Origin of the sequence: Acinetobacter piscicola, from assembly GCF_002233755.1 — a bacterium.
Taxonomy (GTDB): Bacteria; Pseudomonadota; Gammaproteobacteria; order Pseudomonadales; family Moraxellaceae; genus Acinetobacter; species Acinetobacter piscicola.
Genome location: NZ_NIFO01000005.1, coordinates 142,468 through 160,242, shown reverse-complemented (window position 1 = coordinate 160,242; position 17,775 = coordinate 142,468). Strand labels below are relative to the sequence as shown.

Below are 17,775 nucleotides of genomic sequence, written 5' to 3'. Positions count from 1 at the left end.
ATTAAAGCAAAGAAATTGAGAAATAAAAAAAGATAGAGTTGAACTCTATCTTTTTAGAAAAGCGGTAAATGTGGTGCAGGGGAGATGTAGCTAAAACTAAAGCTAAAACTTAAAGCGGTAATTAAAATTACAGAATATAAGAAATATTTTTTCGCCCAAAGCTGGTCATTTTCTGCTTTAAAACCAATAATGGATAAATACACCCAGTAGGCGCATAGTGCATTAAAAGTAATTAAAAAGAAAATGTTGGTATAGCCAAAGCAATATAAACCATTTAAAACTGCAGCAAATAACAACACATAAATTAAGCTTTCAACTTTTGTGCGATAGATGGAACGTGCTACAGGCAAAATTGGAATATTTGCATTTTTATAGTCATCAAAACGATAAATTGCAATTCCCCAAGAATGCGGCATTTGCCAAAGTGCATAAGCTAAAAAAAGCAATAATGCAGCAACATCAAACTCATGAGAAACAGCTGTATAACCGATGACAGGAGGGCTTGCGCCAGAAATACTGCCAATCACTGTTTGGTGAATGGTGGTACGTTTGCTCCAAAGACTATAAAAAATCACATAAACAACAAAACCGAGTACTGCAAAGCCAAATGCGTAGGCGTTGACAAAAAACCACAACAAAGCAAAGCCAATGAAACCCAATACTGCAGAAAAAGTTAAAGCAACTGTAGGGCTGATGGTTTTTTTGACAAGGGCACGGTTCATTGTGCGTTGCATTTTTTGGTCAATGTCTTGGTCAATGACATTGTTGACGACACAACCTGAAGCAACCACAAGTGTTGTTCCAAGAAGGGTAATAAGAAGCAATAGGAAATCTACTGAACCTTGAGCGGCTAAGAAAAAGCCGCCCAAAGTGGTAACGAAGTTACCGAAGAGAATTCCTGGCTTAGTCAGGAATAGATATTTCTTCAACATGACACCCTAGAGCATCATGTTTGAATGTAAGTAGTTCATGATCCAAACAGAACCGATTAGAAGAATTGCAATCGTCAAAATAGTATAGATAAATGCAATCACATTCCAACGCTGTTCAGAAGATGAATTCATGTGCAAGAAGAACACTAATTGTACAAGAACCTGAGCAACAGCAGTGATTGCAATCGTTGCAATCACTACACCGCCCGTCATTCCGCTCATCACCATCCCAAACGGGATGATTGTGAGCGCAACTGAAAGAATAAAGCCAATAGTGTATTGCTTGATATTACCGTGCGATGCACCAGCAGCATTATGATCATGACTCATTATACAGCTCCCAGTAAGTAAACGACGCTGAATACACAGATCCAAACGATGTCAAGGAAGTGCCAGAACAAGCTTAAGCATGCAAGACGACGTGTATTTGGTAGAGTCAAACCATATTTTTTGATTTGAACCATTAACACGATCATCCAAACTAGACCAGAAGTTACGTGAATACCATGCGTACCAACTAAGGTAAAGAACGCAGATAAGAACGCACTATGGGTAGGACCATGACCAGCGTGAACTAAATGGTTGAACTCATAAAGTTCCATACCAATAAATGTTGCACCGAAGATCCAAGTGATAATTAACCACATTAGAACTTGGTTTACATTTTTCTTGTATGAAGCAAGAACCGCAAAACCGAAAGTTACAGAAGAGATCAAGAGAGCAAAGGTTTCAATAAGTACGAAACCTAAAGACTCACCAAATAACTCTTTTGGACTTGGAGTACCAGGCGGAATATGACTGCTTAATACAGCGAACGCAATGAAGAGTGTACCGAATAAAATCAAGTCACTCATCAAGTATGTCCAAAAACCAAAGACGGTGATGTCTGTATCATCGTGATGATGATGCTCATCGTGTCCGTGGTCGTGATGAAGTACTTCAGTCATGTCCTTAGTCCTTCTTCAAATGTTTTTCAAGTAAAGCATAACGTTCGTTTTCGATGCGTTCTACTTCAGCAGCAGGTACGTAGTAATCCACTTTTTTAGTGAATGAACTTACGATGAAGCTGATTACAGCGCCAAGGAAAGTAACGACAACAAGCCACCAAACATGCCAGATTAAAGCGAAGCCCATAGTCGTAATGAACATTGCAATGACGAAACCAGCAGCACGGTCAGTTGGCATATGAATATCTTCATACTTCGCAGGACGTGCGTAAGCTACACCATTTTCTTTGTCATTCCAGAAAGTATCAATACCATTGATTTTTGGAATTTCTGCAAAGTTATAGAACGGAGCAGGAGAAGATGTAGACCATTCAAGTACACGACCATCCCAAGGATCGCCAGTAATATCCATGTTTTCATTGCGTTGTAGGAAACCTACTACGACTTGCATGATGAAACATGCAATACCGATTGCAACAAGAACAGCACCAAATAACGCAATTGCAAGGTACGGGTCCCACTCAGGGTTGTCATAAGTATTCAAACGACGAGTCATACCCATGAAACCAAGGATATATAACGGCATGAATGCAAAATAGAAACCGAAGAACCAGAACCAGAATGACGCTTTGCCCCAAGTTTCATTTAACTTCCAACCAAACATTTTTGGCCAGTAGAAAGTGATACCTGCGAACATACCGAATACCACACCACCAATAATTACGTTATGGAAATGGGCAATCAAGAATAAAGAGTTATGAACCAAGAAGTCAGCTGGTGGAACTGCCATCAACACGCCTGTTAAACCACCAATACCGAAAGTCACAAGGAAACCAAGTGTCCAGTACATAGGTGATGTAAAGGTGATACGACCCTTATACATGGTGAATAACCAAGAGAAGATTTTCACACCAGTCGGGATCGCAATGACCATGGTCATAATACCGAAGAAGGCATTAACATTCGCGCCTGCACCCATCGTAAAGAAGTGGTGAAGCCATACTACGAACGCAAGAACTGTGATCGCAATAGTCGCATATACCATTGATTTGTAACCAAACAATGTTTTGCGAGAGAACGTTGAAACGATTTCTGAGTAAAGACCAAAAGCAGGTAATACCAAGATATATACTTCAGGGTGACCCCAAGTCCAAATCAAGTTCACATATAGCATTGGACTACCGCCAAGCTCATTGGTGAAGAAGTGGAAACCAAAGTAACGGTCAAGGGTTAACATTGCAATTGTTGCAGTCAATACTGGGAAAGATGCAATGATCAATACAGCTGTACAAAGTGCAGTCCATGTAAAGATCGGCATATCCATAAGGCTCATACCAGGTGCACGCATTTTGATGATGGTAACAAAGAAGTTAACACCCGTTAAAAGCGTACCTAGACCAGAAACCTGTAGTGCCCAGATATAGTAGTCAACACCTACACCAGGAGAATATTGAATACCAGACAGAGGAGGGTAAGCCATCCAACCTGTTGCAGCAAATTCACCTAATACAAGTGATGCCATCATCAGACCCGCAGCACCAGCAAATAACCAGAAGCTCACAGAGTTCAATAATGGGAAAGCAACGTCACGTGCACCAATTTGAAGAGGTACAGTGATGTTCATCATACCTACAACAAGACCCATTGCTACGAAGAAGATCATGATTACACCATGTGCGGTGAAGATCTGATCGTAATGGTCTGGATGTAAGTAACCTTCACCGCCACCTTTTGCAAGGAACAGTTGAAGACGCATCATGATTGCATCGGCGAAACCACGTAGCAACATGACCACAGATACCAAGATATACATGATACCAATTTTTTTATGGTCTACAGATTTAAACCATACGTTCCAGAGGTAACCCCATTTTTTAAAATAGGTAATACCACCAAACACTGCAATTGCACCAAGGGCCATAATAACCATGGTCACAAGTACAAGAGGTTCTTTAGGGATCGCGTCCCAGTTAAGTTTACCTAATAACAAAGACATGTCTTATTCCCCTACAGCAGCGGTGTGTTCAACAGACGCATGTTCAGCTGCTGCATGGTCTGCACCATGGTAGTTGCTCATGTATGTATTGATAATGCGCTTGAATAGGTCTGGCTCTACTGAAGAATAATAAGTTACAACGTGAGGCTTAGTAGGGAATGGACCTTTACGTTCAGCTTCATGTGCAAGTGCTATTTCTTCTGGAGTATGAGCATTGTTGACCATTGCTTCAATTTGGTGTTTAGAACGGTCACCATCTTTGAGCGTGGCAAATTCAGCATGATCTAAAACAGTTTTTTGAACTGCTTCTGGATTGATTGAAGTACCTTTACCTGCTTTCACAGCTTCAACCCAAGTGTTGAAATCTGTGTCAGACACAGCATGCGCTCTAAAACGCATTTGAGTGAAACCATAGCCACTATAGTTTGCAGAGAATCCACGATAACCCTCAGCTGGGCTAGGTTGATCTGCAAGCATATGTAATTTAGTTTGCATACCCGCCATTGCATAAACCTGACCTGCTAACTTAGGAATGAAGAATGAGTTCATTGTAAAGTTAGAAGTGATTTGAAATTCAATTGGTTTATGAATTGGGAAACGAACTTCGTTAATAGTCGCTATTTGTTGTTCAGGATAGATAAATACCCATTTAAATTGTTCAGCAACAGCTTGAATTTTTAAATGGTCTTCCATTTCACCTTGAGCATTTGTTAATGGTCTATATGGGTCATATTGATGTGAACCCCACCATGTTAAATACGCAAGAATAGCAATAATAATACAAGGAATACCCCATACTACAATTTCAATCGTAGTAGAGTGTGCCCAAGTAGGTTTATAGTCTGCATCTTTATTTGACGCACGATATTTCCAACCAAACCACAATGCCATAATAACTGATGGAATTACCACCAAAAGCATTAAATAGATCGCTTTCATCATCAAGTCACTTTGACCTGAAGCTACTGGACCTTTAGAGTTTAGAAGTACCATATCACCACCGCACCCAGTTAAGAGCGCAGCTAGCGTAGATAAAGACAATACAGCTAAAGTCGTTTGTCTCATTTTACAACCTCGGTGAAGAGTCCCATTCCCTATTTAAGTTATGGGATAGCGATTAAAGTGTCGCATCATTGAAAATGGCAATTATTTACAAATAAAAAACATTCTCAATGATCTGACACCGCTACGTTGTAGGGCATTATGCCTCATCTAGGCAAACTTATCTATAGATAACGTTGCTTTAAATGTTTGTTATAAAAACCAAATTTTTTAGTCGGAATTAATGACTGATCAGTATGTTTATTTTTAAAATCAATATTATGGCAATAAAAAAGGGTGACTAATCACCCTGAATAAATATGTGCGGATTTATTGCTTGATCACTTTGGTTTTAGCCAATTTATCATGTAGCGTTTGACGCTTTGAACTGAAAGCGAACACATGATCGATGATTGTGATAAAGGGCATAAAAACCATATTCAAAAATATGAAAATGACACTTCTCACGAGAAAAATACGGGTTAAGTTTACTTTTTCGCCTGTATTAGCATCTACAATTTTAATTTTTGCTATTTTTTTGCCTAAACTTTGTCCTGTCTTTGCTAGAAAAAATGCTTGTACGGCTAACATGATAACGATGTAAAAGAAAACACTTTGCCATGCTTCTACAGGAATCAAATTCAATAGATCTTGTTGGTATTGAACCATTTGGTTTGAATTGGCGCTGCTTTGCATTTTTTGTTGTAATGCATTGAGCTGGGTAATTTGATCAGGTTTAAGAAAGAATGAAGGAATGGCAGCGGCAGGTAACCATAAGAGAATATCTAAAAACTTAGCAAAAATACGTGAGCCAAAACTCGCGAGCTCTTGTGGTGCTTTGGTTTCTACACGAATTTTTTGAATAGTATTATTCTGATCGTTTTTTTCAAGTGTAGGAGTTGATGGCGCAATATAGCCAACGGGTGTGTATACCAACTGACCTTGTGTAAGCTCACCAAGCGTTTTCCATTCAGTCATACCTTGATGCCAAGCTAAATCGGTCAATAAGACTTGTTGGCTCTCAAGCATTTGATTGAGTTGCTCAATGGTATATGGGCCGGCTTGTTGATTATTTCTCGCCAAGTAAATCTGCATAAAACTAAATTCTCAAAATAAATCTAAACATACAAAAATCGTAGATGAAAAAAAGACCCTACGAGAGGGTCTTTTTTAACACGTTTTATTAAACTTGTTTAGTCTTTTCTTCTGCAAGGAAGAACCAAGTATCTAAAACTGAGTCAGGGTTAAGCGAAACAGATTCAATTCCTTGTTCCATTAACCATTTTGCTAGATCAGGGTGATCTGAAGGGCCTTGACCACAGATACCTACATATTTACCTGCTTTACGGCATGCATGAATCGCCATAGAAAGTAATGCCTTAACAGCTGGATCACGTTCATCAAACAAGTGAGAAACGATACCAGAGTCACGGTCTAAGCCAAGCGTCAACTGAGTTAAGTCATTTGAACCGATAGAGAAACCATCAAAATGTTCAAGGAATTGTTCAGCCAATAATGCGTTAGTTGGTAACTCACACATCATGATGACTTTAAGACCGTTTTCACCACGTCTTAAGCCATTTTGTGCCAATAATTCAATTACACGTTTCGCTTCAGTCACAGTACGTACGAAAGGAATCATGATTTGGATATTGGTTAGACCCATTTCATCACGTGCTTTTTTCAATGCACGGCATTCTAATTCGAAGCAATCACGGAAGTTATCAGATACATAACGACTCGCACCACGGAAACCGAGCATTGGGTTTTCTTCTTCAGGCTCGTACAATTTACCACCGATCAAGTTCGCATATTCGTTTGACTTAAAGTCAGACATACGAACAATCACTGGTTTGTCGGCAAATGCAGAAGCAAGCGTCGAGATACCTTCAACCAATTTTTCTACATAGAATTCAATTGGCGATGCATAACCCGCAGTACGTGCCATAACAGCAGCACGTGTTTCACGTGGTAGGCTGTCGATGTTTAATAAAGCTTTTGGATGCACACCGATCATACGGTTAATGATGAATTCTAAGCGTGCAAGGCCAATCCCTTCATTTGGAATTTGCGCGAAGTCAAATGCACGATCAGGGTTACCTACGTTCATCATGATTTTGAATGGAAGTTTAGGCATAGATTCAATTGAATTACGTTGAATTTCAAAATCCAACGAACCTTCATAGATGAAACCTGTATCACCTTCAGCACATGAAACAGTCACTTCTTGACCGTCAGTCAAGACTTCAGTTGCATTACCACAACCCACGATCGCAGGGACACCAAGTTCACGTGCAATAATTGCAGCGTGACAAGTACGGCCACCACGGTTAGTGACAATCGCAGCAGCACGTTTCATCACTGGTTCCCAGTCTGGGTCAGTCATGTCTGAAACAAGAACATCACCGGGTTGTACTTTGTCCATTTCTTTAATAGAAGTGACAATGCGTACTTTACCTGAACCGATACGTTGACCGATTGAGCGACCTTCACAAAGTACAGTACCTTTTTGTTTAAGTAGGTAACGTTCCATTGTGCCGACATTTTCACGGCTTTTTACAGTTTCAGGACGTGCTTGAACGATATAGATTTGACCATCGTCACCATCTTTCGCCCATTCGATGTCCATTGGAGAACCATAATGCTCTTCAATGATTAACGCTTGTTTAGCAAGTTCTTGAAGTTCTAAATCATTGAGTGCAAATTGTTGGCGATCTGCTTTTTCTACGTCTACAACAACAACAGATTTACCAGCAGCACCTTCTTCACCATAAATCATCTTTTGGTGTTTAGAACCCAAATTACGGCGAATAACGGCATGCTTACCATTTCTTAGAAGTGGCTTGGAAACATAAAATTCATCAGGGTTTACTGCGCCTTGTACAACCATTTCACCCAAACCGTAAGAGGCAGTGATGAATACAGCTTCACGGAAACCAGATTCTGTATCAAGTGTAAACATTACACCTGCAGCACCTGTTTCAGAGCGAACCATGCGTTGAATACCCGCAGAAAGCGCAACAACATCATGCGCAAAGTTTTGGTGTACACGGTAAGCAATCGCACGGTCATTATAAAGTGAAGCAAAAACTTCTTTAATTGCGATAAGGACATTGTCGATACCACGAATATTTAAGAAAGTTTCTTGCTGGCCAGCAAATGACGCGTCTGGTAAATCTTCCGCAGTTGCAGATGAACGAACCGCAACAGCGATGTCAGGGTTACCATTTGAAAGTGCTGCAAAAGCTTCACGAACTTCTTTTTCAAGTGCTGTAGTCAGTGGAGTGTCTACAATCCATTGGCGAATTTTCGCACCAGTTTCGGCAAGCGCAATCACATCATCAACATTTAATGCTGCGAGTTCTGCATTAATTTTAGCGTTAAGACCGCTTTGTTCAAGGAATTCGCGATACGCTTCTGCAGTCGTTGCAAATCCACCTGGTACAGATACGCCAGCATTTGCTAAATGGCTGATCATTTCTCCAAGTGAAGAGTTTTTACCACCCACGATCTCAACGTCGTGTTTCCCTAGTTTTTCCAGACCGATTACGCGTGCTTCCAAAGTTGTTACTCCACTTTTGCAGTATTAATCACTATCTTGGCATGAAATTATAACAAAAAACTTAGCATTTTGATTCAACTAAGTGATAGTCATGTAAGATGGGGGTTACTATAAAGATTATACATCGCTAAGACAAATTTTTGAGGAGAATTTTAATGTCAGAAAGTAACCAAATAAAGCGGAGCGTTTTTTTCATTTCTGATGGTACTGCGATCACTGCTGAAACGCTTGGGCATTCATTATTAGCGCAATTTCCTCATGTAAAGTTTGATATTCATATTATTCCCTATATAACTTCTGAGGAAGCGGCGATGAATGTCGTCGAAGAAATCAATAAAAGAGCCGAAAAAGACGGGCAACAGCCTTTGGTGTTCGACACTTTAGTTGACCCTTATGCACGTGATATTATTAATACTGCAAATGCAGTAAATCTTGATGTATTTGAAGGACTTATTAGTAAACTGTCTGATGTTTTAGGCACACCACCTACAACTTTAGTCGGACAGACCCATGCAGTGACCGATTCTGAGTCATATAAAGCCCGTATTGATGCTGTTCATTTCGCTCTAGACAATGATGATGGGGCAAGAACACGCCATTATGACAAAGCAGATTTGATCCTGATTGGTGTATCGCGTTCAGGTAAAACGCCGACCTCTATTTATCTGTCATTACAGTTTGGAATTCGTGTTGCAAACTATCCTTTAACCGAAGAAGACTTAGACGATAACCGTTTGCCAGCAGTGCTTAAAGAACATAAACACAAATTATTTGGCTTAATGATTGATGCTGAGCGCCTTGTTGCTATTCGTTCGGAACGTAAAGCCAATAGCCGCTATGCAAGTTTTAGCCAATGTCAGATGGAGCTTCGTGCAGTGGAAGGTATTTATATTTCGGAAGGAATTAAGTACTTGAATGTCTCAGAAATGTCAATTGAAGAAATTTCTACTCGTGTTTTACAAATGACGGGTTTAAAGCGTCGTATTGGCTAAATTATCTAAAAAGTTTAAATGATATTGCAATGATAATGTAATGACGAAAAAGGCTGAATTTTGATTCAGCCTTTTTGCTTTTTTATGCGATTGAGATACTCATTTTCAGATCTTTTAGCAATTCAAAATTAGAAATAAAAGGATAAAAAACCATCAAAATTTACGCATCATTTTGTTTGTTTTTTAGGCTACTATTTAGAAATTTGATTATCCTTGGATCAAGTATTTAGAAATCAGGGCTTAAAAGGTTTCGCACGACGTAATTGATGTAAAACTGAAACCAAGATATCAATTTCTTCAGTGGTATTATAAAAAGCTAAAGAAGGGCGAACTGTACGTTCTACGCCAAATCGTCTCAGGATGGGTTGAGCACAATGATGACCTGTACGCACAGCGATTCCATATTGATTTAAAACTTTACCGACTTCTTCTGTTTCATAACCAGCGAGGGTAAAGGACATGACACTGGCTTTGTTTAATGCCGTACCAATCAGTTTTAAACCCGAAACACTTTGCAAAGCATGTTGTCCATATTCAAGTAAGTCGTGTTCATAACGAGCAATATTGTGGATTCCGATACTTTCTACATATTCTAAAGCAGCGCCTAAACCCACAGCATCTGCAATATTCCCTGTACCTGCTTCAAACTTATTCGGTGCAGGTTGGTAGATGACATTTTCAAAAGTAACGTCTTGAATCATATTACCACCGCCCTCCCAAACGGGCATGCTTTCTAATAATTCAGATTTTGCATAGACTGCGCCAATTCCAGTTGGGCCAAAAACTTTGTGACCTGAGAATACAAAGAAATCTGCATCTAAAGTCGCTACATTGGTCGACACGTGTGAAACCGATTGTGCTCCATCGATGAGCACACGAACACCTGCTGCATGTGCTAAAGCAATGATTTCCTGAGTGGGTGTGACCGTACCCAATGCATTTGAAACTTGGGTCATTGAAACCAGTTTGGTTTTAGGATTGAGTAATTTTACAAATTCATCAATACGGATTTGACCCGTATCATCAACAGGGATGACCCGCAGTTTCGCACCAGTTTCTTGGCTTAATTGATACCACGGAACGATGTTGGCATGGTGTTCTAGATGCGAAATAATAATTTCATCACCAGCACCAATATTTTGCTTACCCCATGATTTTGCAATTAAATTAATACCTTCAGTCGTACCTCGAACAAAGATAATATTTTGAGCGGATGGCGAACCAATAAAGCGAGCGACAACATGACGCGCATGTTCATAAGCATCACTGGCACGTGCAGCGAGTTCGTGTGCAGCACGGTGAATATTCGAATTTTCATGTTGATAAAAATAAGAAATACGGTCAATTACAGCCTGTGGTTTATGTGTTGTCGCAGCATTATCTAGCCAGATTAATAGTTTGCCATTCACACGTTCTTGTAAGATTGGAAAATCCCGACGAATTTGCCAAATATCAATCGGTTGATGATTGTGTTGTGTGGTTGGAATTTGCACATCTTTATGTTGTTGTGACAGGCTAAAATTCGAAGGATCTGCAAAGTAATAAGCAGATTCTGTAGTTGCAGGCTTATCATTGCGATCTTTGAGTAAGCCTTTGAGCTGATGATCCTGAATGACATGATAGTTATCAACATGGTAGTTATCAACATGATCGTTATCAGCATAACCATCAACAGAAAATGAGTTAGGTGATGGTGTGGTTTGAATATTTAAATCTGTAGCTTCTGGTTTTGGAATATCTAGAAAATAATAGTGAGACGATCCTGTTGCCACATTTTGCAAGTTCTGTAAAGGACTTTGGCTATTCGAGGGATTTACAGATTTTAGCGCACTGCTATTTGATGAAATATGTAAACGGTTTAAAAGCGCAGATGGGTCAGGATTGTGCGCACCACCGATCACTGGCGTAGACGATAAAATTCTACGTTCAGGATGGTCTGCTGTTGGTTCTATATAATGTTGAGCCAAATTTGGATTCAGATTGCTTTGTTGCACAATCGCAGGAATACGTCCACTCAATGCTGCAACAGGATCTTTAGGCTGAGGTGGATGGCTAATGCCTTGGTTTGCGTGTTCAGTTAAATCCAAATTTAACCCTTGAGGATTGTGATTTGGCAATGCAGAGAAAAACGCTGCTGCCAATTGAGTCATCACAGACTCACTAAAAGGCGCATCTGCAATTGCAGATGCGGAATCGGTTGGATTTATATTATTTGTATGTTGTTGGATAGTCATGATATTTATCTACCTCCACATCTTCAAGTACAGCTAAGGCATCTTCAGTTAATACTGCCAAAGAGCAATATAAAGAAATTAAGTAAGAAGCAATGGCATTCCGATTAATTCCCATAAAGCGTACAGATAAGCCCGGTGCTTGCTCACCTGCAAGCCCCGGTTGGAATAAGCCAACAACCCCTTGACGTTTTTCTCCGACACGCAACAAAATGATTTTGGTTTTACCATCTTCAACAGGAATTTTATTTGACGGAATAAGGGGTACACCACGCCAAGTAATGAACTGAGAACCAAATAAACTCACGGTCGGTGGCGGAACACCACGACGGGTACATTCACGACCAAAAGCTGCAATCGCATCAGGATGTGCAAGGAAGAATCCAGGTTCTTTCCAAACTTTACGAAGTAAATCATCAAAATCGTCAGGGGTTGGTGCACCAGTTAAGGTTGAAATACGTTGATGATCTGCAACACTGGCAAGTAATCCATATTCAGGATTATTGATGAGTTCACTTTCTTGACGCTCTTTAATCGTTTCAATGGTTAAGCGCAATTGTTCTTTGATTTGATCATGTGGACTACTATATAAGTCAGAAACACGGGTATGAATGTCTAAGACCGTAGATACGCCATTTAAAAAATATTCTCTTGGATTTAATTCATAATCTACAAAAGTTTGTGGGAGGGTGGCTTCATCACGTTGTGTACACGCCACTTGAATATCATCGGTATTGCTCACTTGGTTAACACGATAAATCCCTGCTTCAACAGGTGTCCATTGCAGTAAATGTGTCAGCCAGCGTGGCGTAATTGTAGATAGCTGAGGAACGGTTTTTGTTGCATTCGCTAACTGACGAGCAGCTTGATCGCTTAAAGATTGTCGAGCGACTTCTTGGTGTTTAGCCATTTTTATACAAATCCTAAAATAATGAAAATGAGAAGGTTAAAGTTAAATTTATGTTTTTTCGGCAATACTGATCTTCTCCATAGCATTGAAGTTTTATAAAATTGAATTGTGAGTAAATGAAAGGTTTAGCGTTGCGCGCTAAACATCACGGTCTAAGTGATGAAATACTTAAACTTTATTCTTGTTTCCACGGCAGTTGATGAAAGCGCCAACCATTGAATACGCCACGGTGATCATTCTCATCAAGATCACCTTCAAAGCCTTGATCGATGTTATAAACATGTTCAAAACCTGCATTAAACGCCACATTGGCAGCAGCAGCTGAGCGTTTACCACTACGGCAAAGCAGCAGAATAGTTTTCTCTTTACCGACTTTAGTTTCGAGTTCTTTGGCAAAACGTGGGTTTCGGTTTAAAGCAGTTCCAGTCGCCCAAGGAATGTGAATGGTATCTTCTACATAGCCGACAAATTTGCGTTCTTCATTGGTACGCACATCTACGATGGCTGCATGTCCAGTTTGAAATAATGCCCATGCCTCATGCGGTAAAACAGTACCTGTAAATTCGAGATAATGGTCTTCAACGCGTTGTTTGGCTTGTTCAAAGATTTGTTTGATTTTGCTGTCATCCAATTGGATAAAATTAATTTGAGTTACGCTATTCATGTGACACACCTTAATCAAATTCTTGGAAAAGCTTTTCTGAATTTGAAATAATATATTTGAGAAGTTGATATTAAATATAATGATTATTTATATATTGAAAATGAATAAAAATTGCATTGCATATTCTTATTTTTGGAAAGAGGCGGAATTTTGTTTAGACTAGAGTAAGCTCGTCTATTGTTGTTTTAAATGACGATTTTAAAATGGTTTTAAAAGGCTAAATCCAAATTTGAGATATGGATATACAAACAATGTTTATCTAAATCTGTGCGAATAAAATAAGATTTAGATAGCAGAATTGAATAAAGAATTAAAACGCAGGCAAACCAATGACCCAGTGGAATATTCAAAATATCGTCACAGAATTACAGCAAGCACGTAATGAGTGGCGTACACGACAAAAAAGTCTCAAAGATTTTGGGGGGAGAGAATTACCGTCGAAAGAAGAAATTCAAAAAATCATGAATGACTTGTGCGGTATTTTATTTCCAATGCGTTTAGGGCCACCTGACTTGCGTCAACAAAGTGAAAATTTCTATATTGCTCATACGCTTGAAAAAACATTATATGCTTTGCAAGAGCAGGTTAAACTAAATTTAACCTATGATTATAAATACAAAAAACATCATGAAAATGCGGATGTGATTGAGGTGCTTGCACAAAGCATGGTCAGTGAATTTGCACAACAATTACCAGAGTTACGTCGTCTTTTAGATACCGATGTAATCGCTGCCTATGATGGCGATCCTGCGGCACGTAGTGTGGATGAAGTTTTGCTGTGCTATCCGGGGATTTTTGCAATTATTTATCATCGGATTGCACATGAATTTTATAAAAAAGATCTGTCTTTATTGGCGCGTTTAATTGCGGAAATTGCACATTCTAAAACAGGTATAGATATCCATCCCGGTGCTCAAATTGATCAAGGCTTTTTCATCGATCATGGAACAGGTGTTGTGATTGGAGAAACCTGTGTGATTGGTAAAAATGTACGCATTTATCAAGCGGTCACTTTAGGGGCGAAACGTTTTGAAGTGGATGAGTCAGGACGTTTGCAAAAGGAATATGCACGCCATCCAATTGTTGAGGACAATGTCGTGATTTATGCAGGGGCCACTATTCTTGGACGTATTACGATTGGGCATGGTGCTGTGATTGGTGGAAATGTCTGGATCACTCAAAGTATTGCACCAAACAGTGCCGTTTCTCAAAGTTCTGCAACCAAGTCGCAGGTGTAAAAGGTAGATATAGAGATAAAAATACTTAGAATCGTGAAATCACCTAAAAACTGCATATAAGATGACACGATTCACACATTTTTAAATTAATGTGCTGATCAATTGAACTAGAGTGAAATTGATCAAAAAGTTACCTAAATTCAACATTGTTCTTATTCTAAAATATTTCTAATTTGCTTACTCTAAGTATAAATAAACAACTTGAAAAGGATAACATTAAATCTCTTATTTTTCAGAATCACTGACTTGAAAAAGAATAGATCAGCCCCCATGTTATAACTGATTTTCGTCTCCATTAAAGTCAATTAAGTTTTTGAAAAATATAAAAATAATTTAATATTATCATTGAAAATAGAAAAAGTGTTCCCATTAATTGTTCAAGTACAAAATTTGTTGTGAGGAATAACAAGAATGCGATTTGAAAAATTTACGAACCGCCTACAGCAAGCTTTATCAGATGCTCAATCTTTAGCGATGGGTAAAGACCATACTGCAATTGAGGGTATTCATATCCTATCTGCATTATTAGAAGAACCCTCTAATCTAAGTTTATTACAACAATCAGGTGCGAACTTACCTGAGTTAAAAAATAAACTGCAACAAGCATTAAATAATGCAGCAACTTTGAGCAATCCAACAGGGGATATCAATCTTAATCCTGAAGCCGTGCGTGCTTTAAATTTGGCAGATAGTTTTGCGCAAAAAGCAGGAGATGAGTTTTTATCAACCGACTGGGTGATATTGGCTTTAGCTGAAACAGGTACAACCAAGACATTATTAAGTAGCGTAGGTGTAGTGACTGACAAACTACGTAAAGCAATTGAAAATATTCGAGGTGGCGAACAAGTTATGGCAAATAACCATGAAGATCAACGAGATTCGTTAAATAAATACACCATTGACCTGACTGAACGTGCATTGTCAGGCAAACTTGATCCTGTGATTGGGCGTGATGAAGAAATCCGTCGAACCATCCAAGTATTATCACGTCGTACTAAAAATAACCCTGTGTTAATTGGTGAACCGGGTGTGGGTAAAACCGCGATTGTTGAAGGTTTAGCACAACGTATTGTCAATGGTGAAGTGCCAGAGAGTTTGAAAGGTAAACGTGTTTTATCACTCGACTTAGGTTCATTACTGGCAGGTGCAAAATACCGTGGTGAGTTTGAAGAACGTCTAAAAGCAGTGCTCAAAGATTTGGCGAAATATGATGGTGAAATCATCCTATTTATTGACGAATTACATACGCTTGTTGGTGCTGGTAAAGGCGATGGTGCAATGGATGCAGGGAACATGTTGAAACCTGCATTGGCACGTGGTGAGTTGCGTTGTGTAGGTGCAACAACACTGGATGAATATCGTCAGTTCATTGAAAAAGATGCTGCTTTGGAACGTCGTTTCCAAAAAGTATTGGTCGATGAACCGAGCGTAGAAGACACCATTGCGATTCTACGTGGTTTAAAAGATAAATATGCAACGCATCATGGTGTGCAAATTTTAGACTCAGCGATTATTGCTGCTGCGAAAATGTCACATCGTTACATTACAGACCGTCAATTGCCAGATAAAGCCATTGACCTGATTGATGAGGCTGCATCACGGATCAAAATGGAAATTGACTCAAAACCTGAGCCATTAGACCGTTTAGATCGCCGTTTAATTCAATTGAAAATGCAGTTGGAAGCGGTCAAGAAAGATGCGGATTCCGTGAGTAAAGCTGAGGTTGCGCATCTTGAGAAACAAATTGAAGAAGTGCAAAAAGAATATAGCGATTTGGAAGAAGTGTGGATTGCAGAAAAACGTTTAGTTGATGGTACAAATCAAGCACAGGTTGAGTTAGATAAAGCGCGTACAGCGTTTGAAAAAGCGCAACGTGAAGGTGATTTGGCCGAAGCAAGTCGTTTGCAATATGGCATCATCCCAGAGTTACAAAAACGCTTGAATGAAGAAGAAGTGGCTGAAACGAATGAAGAACCAAAATTGATTCGTACCAAAGTCACTGAAAATGAAATTGCGGAAGTGGTCAGTGCTGCAACGGGTATTCCTGTAACGAAAATGTTGCAAGGTGAGCGTGAAAAACTTCTACATATGGAAGAGTTTTTACATAACCGTGTTGTTGGGCAGGATGAAGCCGTGGTTGCAGTTTCCAATGCAGTGCGCCGTTCACGTGCAGGACTATCTGATCCAAACCGTCCAAGTGGTTCATTCTTATTCCTTGGGCCGACAGGTGTAGGTAAAACTGAGTTAACGAAAGCTTTGGCGAATTTCCTATTCGACAGTGATGATGCGATGATTCGTATCGATATGTCTGAATTTATGGAAAAACATTCGGTCAGCCGTTTGGTCGGTGCACCTCCAGGCTATGTGGGTTATGAAGAAGGTGGTGTGTTAACCGAAGCAGTACGCCGTAAACCGTATAGCGTGGTGTTATTTGATGAAGTTGAAAAAGCACATCCAGATGTGTTTAACATCTTACTGCAAGTCTTGGATGATGGTCGTTTAACGGATTCACAAGGTCGAGTGATTGACTTTAAGAATACGGTTATTGTGATGACGTCAAACTTAGGCTCAAATGATGTCCGTGAGTTGGGTGAAGGTGCGAGTGATGAAGATGTTCGAGCAACAGTGATGAATGCTGTTTCGCAACATTTCCGTCCAGAGTTTATTAACCGTATTGATGAATTGGTGGTTTTCCATTCGTTGAAAAAATCACAAATTCGTGGCATTGCCGATATTCAATTGGATCGTTTACGCTCTCGTTTGGATGATCGCGATATTGGTTTGAAAGTTGATGATCAAGCCTTTGATATTTTGATCGATGCTGGTTTTGATCCTGTTTACGGTGCGCGTCCATTAAAACGTGCAATCCAACAACAGATTGAAAATCCATTGGCACAAAAAATCTTAGCAGGTGACTTTATTGCAGGAGACACCATTTTGATTAGTGCTGAGGATAGTCATCTTCATTTTGGTAAATTAAAATTAAGTTAATTTATGACTTAAATAGAAAACCTAGCTTCGGCTAGGTTTTTTTATGTTTTATTTTGCCTTATGTTCATGAATAACAATGGTTACGGCCATTGTAGATGATGGATTGAGCTAAATTTTTAAGATTAAAATTTAAGTCGAGAATTAAAGACTATTAGCGTATTGATTGTAGTGAAATTTTGATAGAAATATTATGTAGCTAAAATTAATAATAAATTTACCTATTATCGGGTTTTTCAGCAATTTATTGCAACAGCTGATAAAAATTGGTACT

The 17,775-nt window shown here is 39.3% G+C and carries 13 protein-coding genes; 3 read left to right on the top strand and 10 right to left on the bottom strand.

Annotated features, from left to right (window positions below):
- Positions 1-53: 53 nt before the first annotated feature.
- The 7 genes from cyoE to ppsA all read right to left on the bottom strand — a co-directional run bounded on the left by cyoE (position 54) and on the right by ppsA (position 8,478).
- The gene (cyoE, locus tag CDA10_RS10515; protein ID WP_089605559.1) at positions 54-932 is read right to left on the bottom strand and encodes a heme o synthase; all 879 of its coding nucleotides are present in this window, start codon (positions 930-932) and stop codon (positions 54-56) included.
- A gap of 6 nt (positions 933-938) precedes the next feature.
- Positions 939-1,265 (bottom strand): cytochrome o ubiquinol oxidase subunit IV, encoded by a 327-nt coding sequence (cyoD, locus tag CDA10_RS10510; RefSeq protein ID WP_171333985.1) that lies wholly within the window; start codon positions 1,263-1,265, stop codon positions 939-941.
- On the bottom strand, positions 1,262-1,879 hold the full coding sequence (gene cyoC, locus CDA10_RS10505) for a cytochrome o ubiquinol oxidase subunit III (RefSeq protein ID WP_089605557.1): 618 nt from the start codon (positions 1,877-1,879) through the stop codon (positions 1,262-1,264). The genes cyoD and cyoC overlap by 4 nt, the downstream gene beginning before the upstream one ends.
- Positions 1,880-1,883: 4 nt before the next feature.
- The gene (gene cyoB, locus CDA10_RS10500) at positions 1,884-3,875 is read right to left on the bottom strand and encodes a cytochrome o ubiquinol oxidase subunit I (RefSeq protein WP_089605556.1); all 1,992 of its coding nucleotides are present in this window, start codon (positions 3,873-3,875) and stop codon (positions 1,884-1,886) included.
- A 3-nt stretch (positions 3,876-3,878) separates the two neighbouring features.
- Positions 3,879-4,940 carry a ubiquinol oxidase subunit II gene (cyoA, locus tag CDA10_RS10495; RefSeq protein ID WP_089605555.1) on the bottom strand — a complete coding sequence of 354 codons (1,062 nt, stop codon included), beginning with the start codon at positions 4,938-4,940 and terminating at the stop codon, positions 3,879-3,881.
- 306 nt (positions 4,941-5,246) lie between these two features.
- Complete coding sequence (locus CDA10_RS10490) at positions 5,247-6,011, bottom strand: RDD family protein (RefSeq protein WP_089605554.1); 765 nt, start codon at positions 6,009-6,011, stop codon at positions 5,247-5,249.
- An 88-nt stretch (positions 6,012-6,099) separates the two neighbouring features.
- The gene (gene ppsA, locus CDA10_RS10485) at positions 6,100-8,478 is read right to left on the bottom strand and encodes a phosphoenolpyruvate synthase (protein ID WP_089605553.1); all 2,379 of its coding nucleotides are present in this window, start codon (positions 8,476-8,478) and stop codon (positions 6,100-6,102) included.
- A 155-nt stretch (positions 8,479-8,633) separates the two neighbouring features.
- Between ppsA and ppsR the strand changes: the two genes are divergently transcribed.
- Positions 8,634-9,470 (top strand): posphoenolpyruvate synthetase regulatory kinase/phosphorylase PpsR, encoded by an 837-nt coding sequence (ppsR, locus tag CDA10_RS10480; RefSeq protein WP_089605552.1) that lies wholly within the window; start codon positions 8,634-8,636, stop codon positions 9,468-9,470.
- Between the two features lie 233 nt (positions 9,471-9,703).
- Here the strand turns inward: ppsR and CDA10_RS10475 are convergent, their stop codons facing one another.
- The 3 genes from CDA10_RS10475 to CDA10_RS10465 all read right to left on the bottom strand — a co-directional run bounded on the left by CDA10_RS10475 (position 9,704) and on the right by CDA10_RS10465 (position 13,275).
- The gene (locus CDA10_RS10475) at positions 9,704-11,704 is read right to left on the bottom strand and encodes a family 2A encapsulin nanocompartment cargo protein cysteine desulfurase (protein WP_089605551.1); all 2,001 of its coding nucleotides are present in this window, start codon (positions 11,702-11,704) and stop codon (positions 9,704-9,706) included.
- Positions 11,679-12,611, bottom strand: a complete 933-nt coding sequence (locus CDA10_RS10470; protein WP_089605550.1) for a family 2A encapsulin nanocompartment shell protein — start codon at positions 12,609-12,611, stop codon at positions 11,679-11,681. Before CDA10_RS10470 ends, CDA10_RS10475 begins: the two co-directional genes overlap by 26 nt.
- Before the next feature lie 175 nt (positions 12,612-12,786).
- On the bottom strand, positions 12,787-13,275 hold the full coding sequence (locus CDA10_RS10465; protein ID WP_089605549.1) for a rhodanese-like domain-containing protein: 489 nt from the start codon (positions 13,273-13,275) through the stop codon (positions 12,787-12,789).
- A gap of 329 nt (positions 13,276-13,604) precedes the next feature.
- Between CDA10_RS10465 and epsC the strand changes: the two genes are divergently transcribed.
- A complete protein-coding gene (gene epsC / locus CDA10_RS10460) occupies positions 13,605-14,513 on the top strand; it encodes a serine O-acetyltransferase EpsC (protein ID WP_089605548.1) in 909 nt (302 codons plus the stop codon).
- Positions 14,514-14,924: 411 nt separating this feature from the next.
- Positions 14,925-17,504: an ATP-dependent chaperone ClpB gene (gene clpB / locus CDA10_RS10455; RefSeq protein ID WP_089605547.1), complete on the top strand. Its 2,580-nt coding sequence runs from the start codon at positions 14,925-14,927 to the stop codon at positions 17,502-17,504.
- The last annotated feature ends 271 nt before the right edge of the window (positions 17,505-17,775 follow it).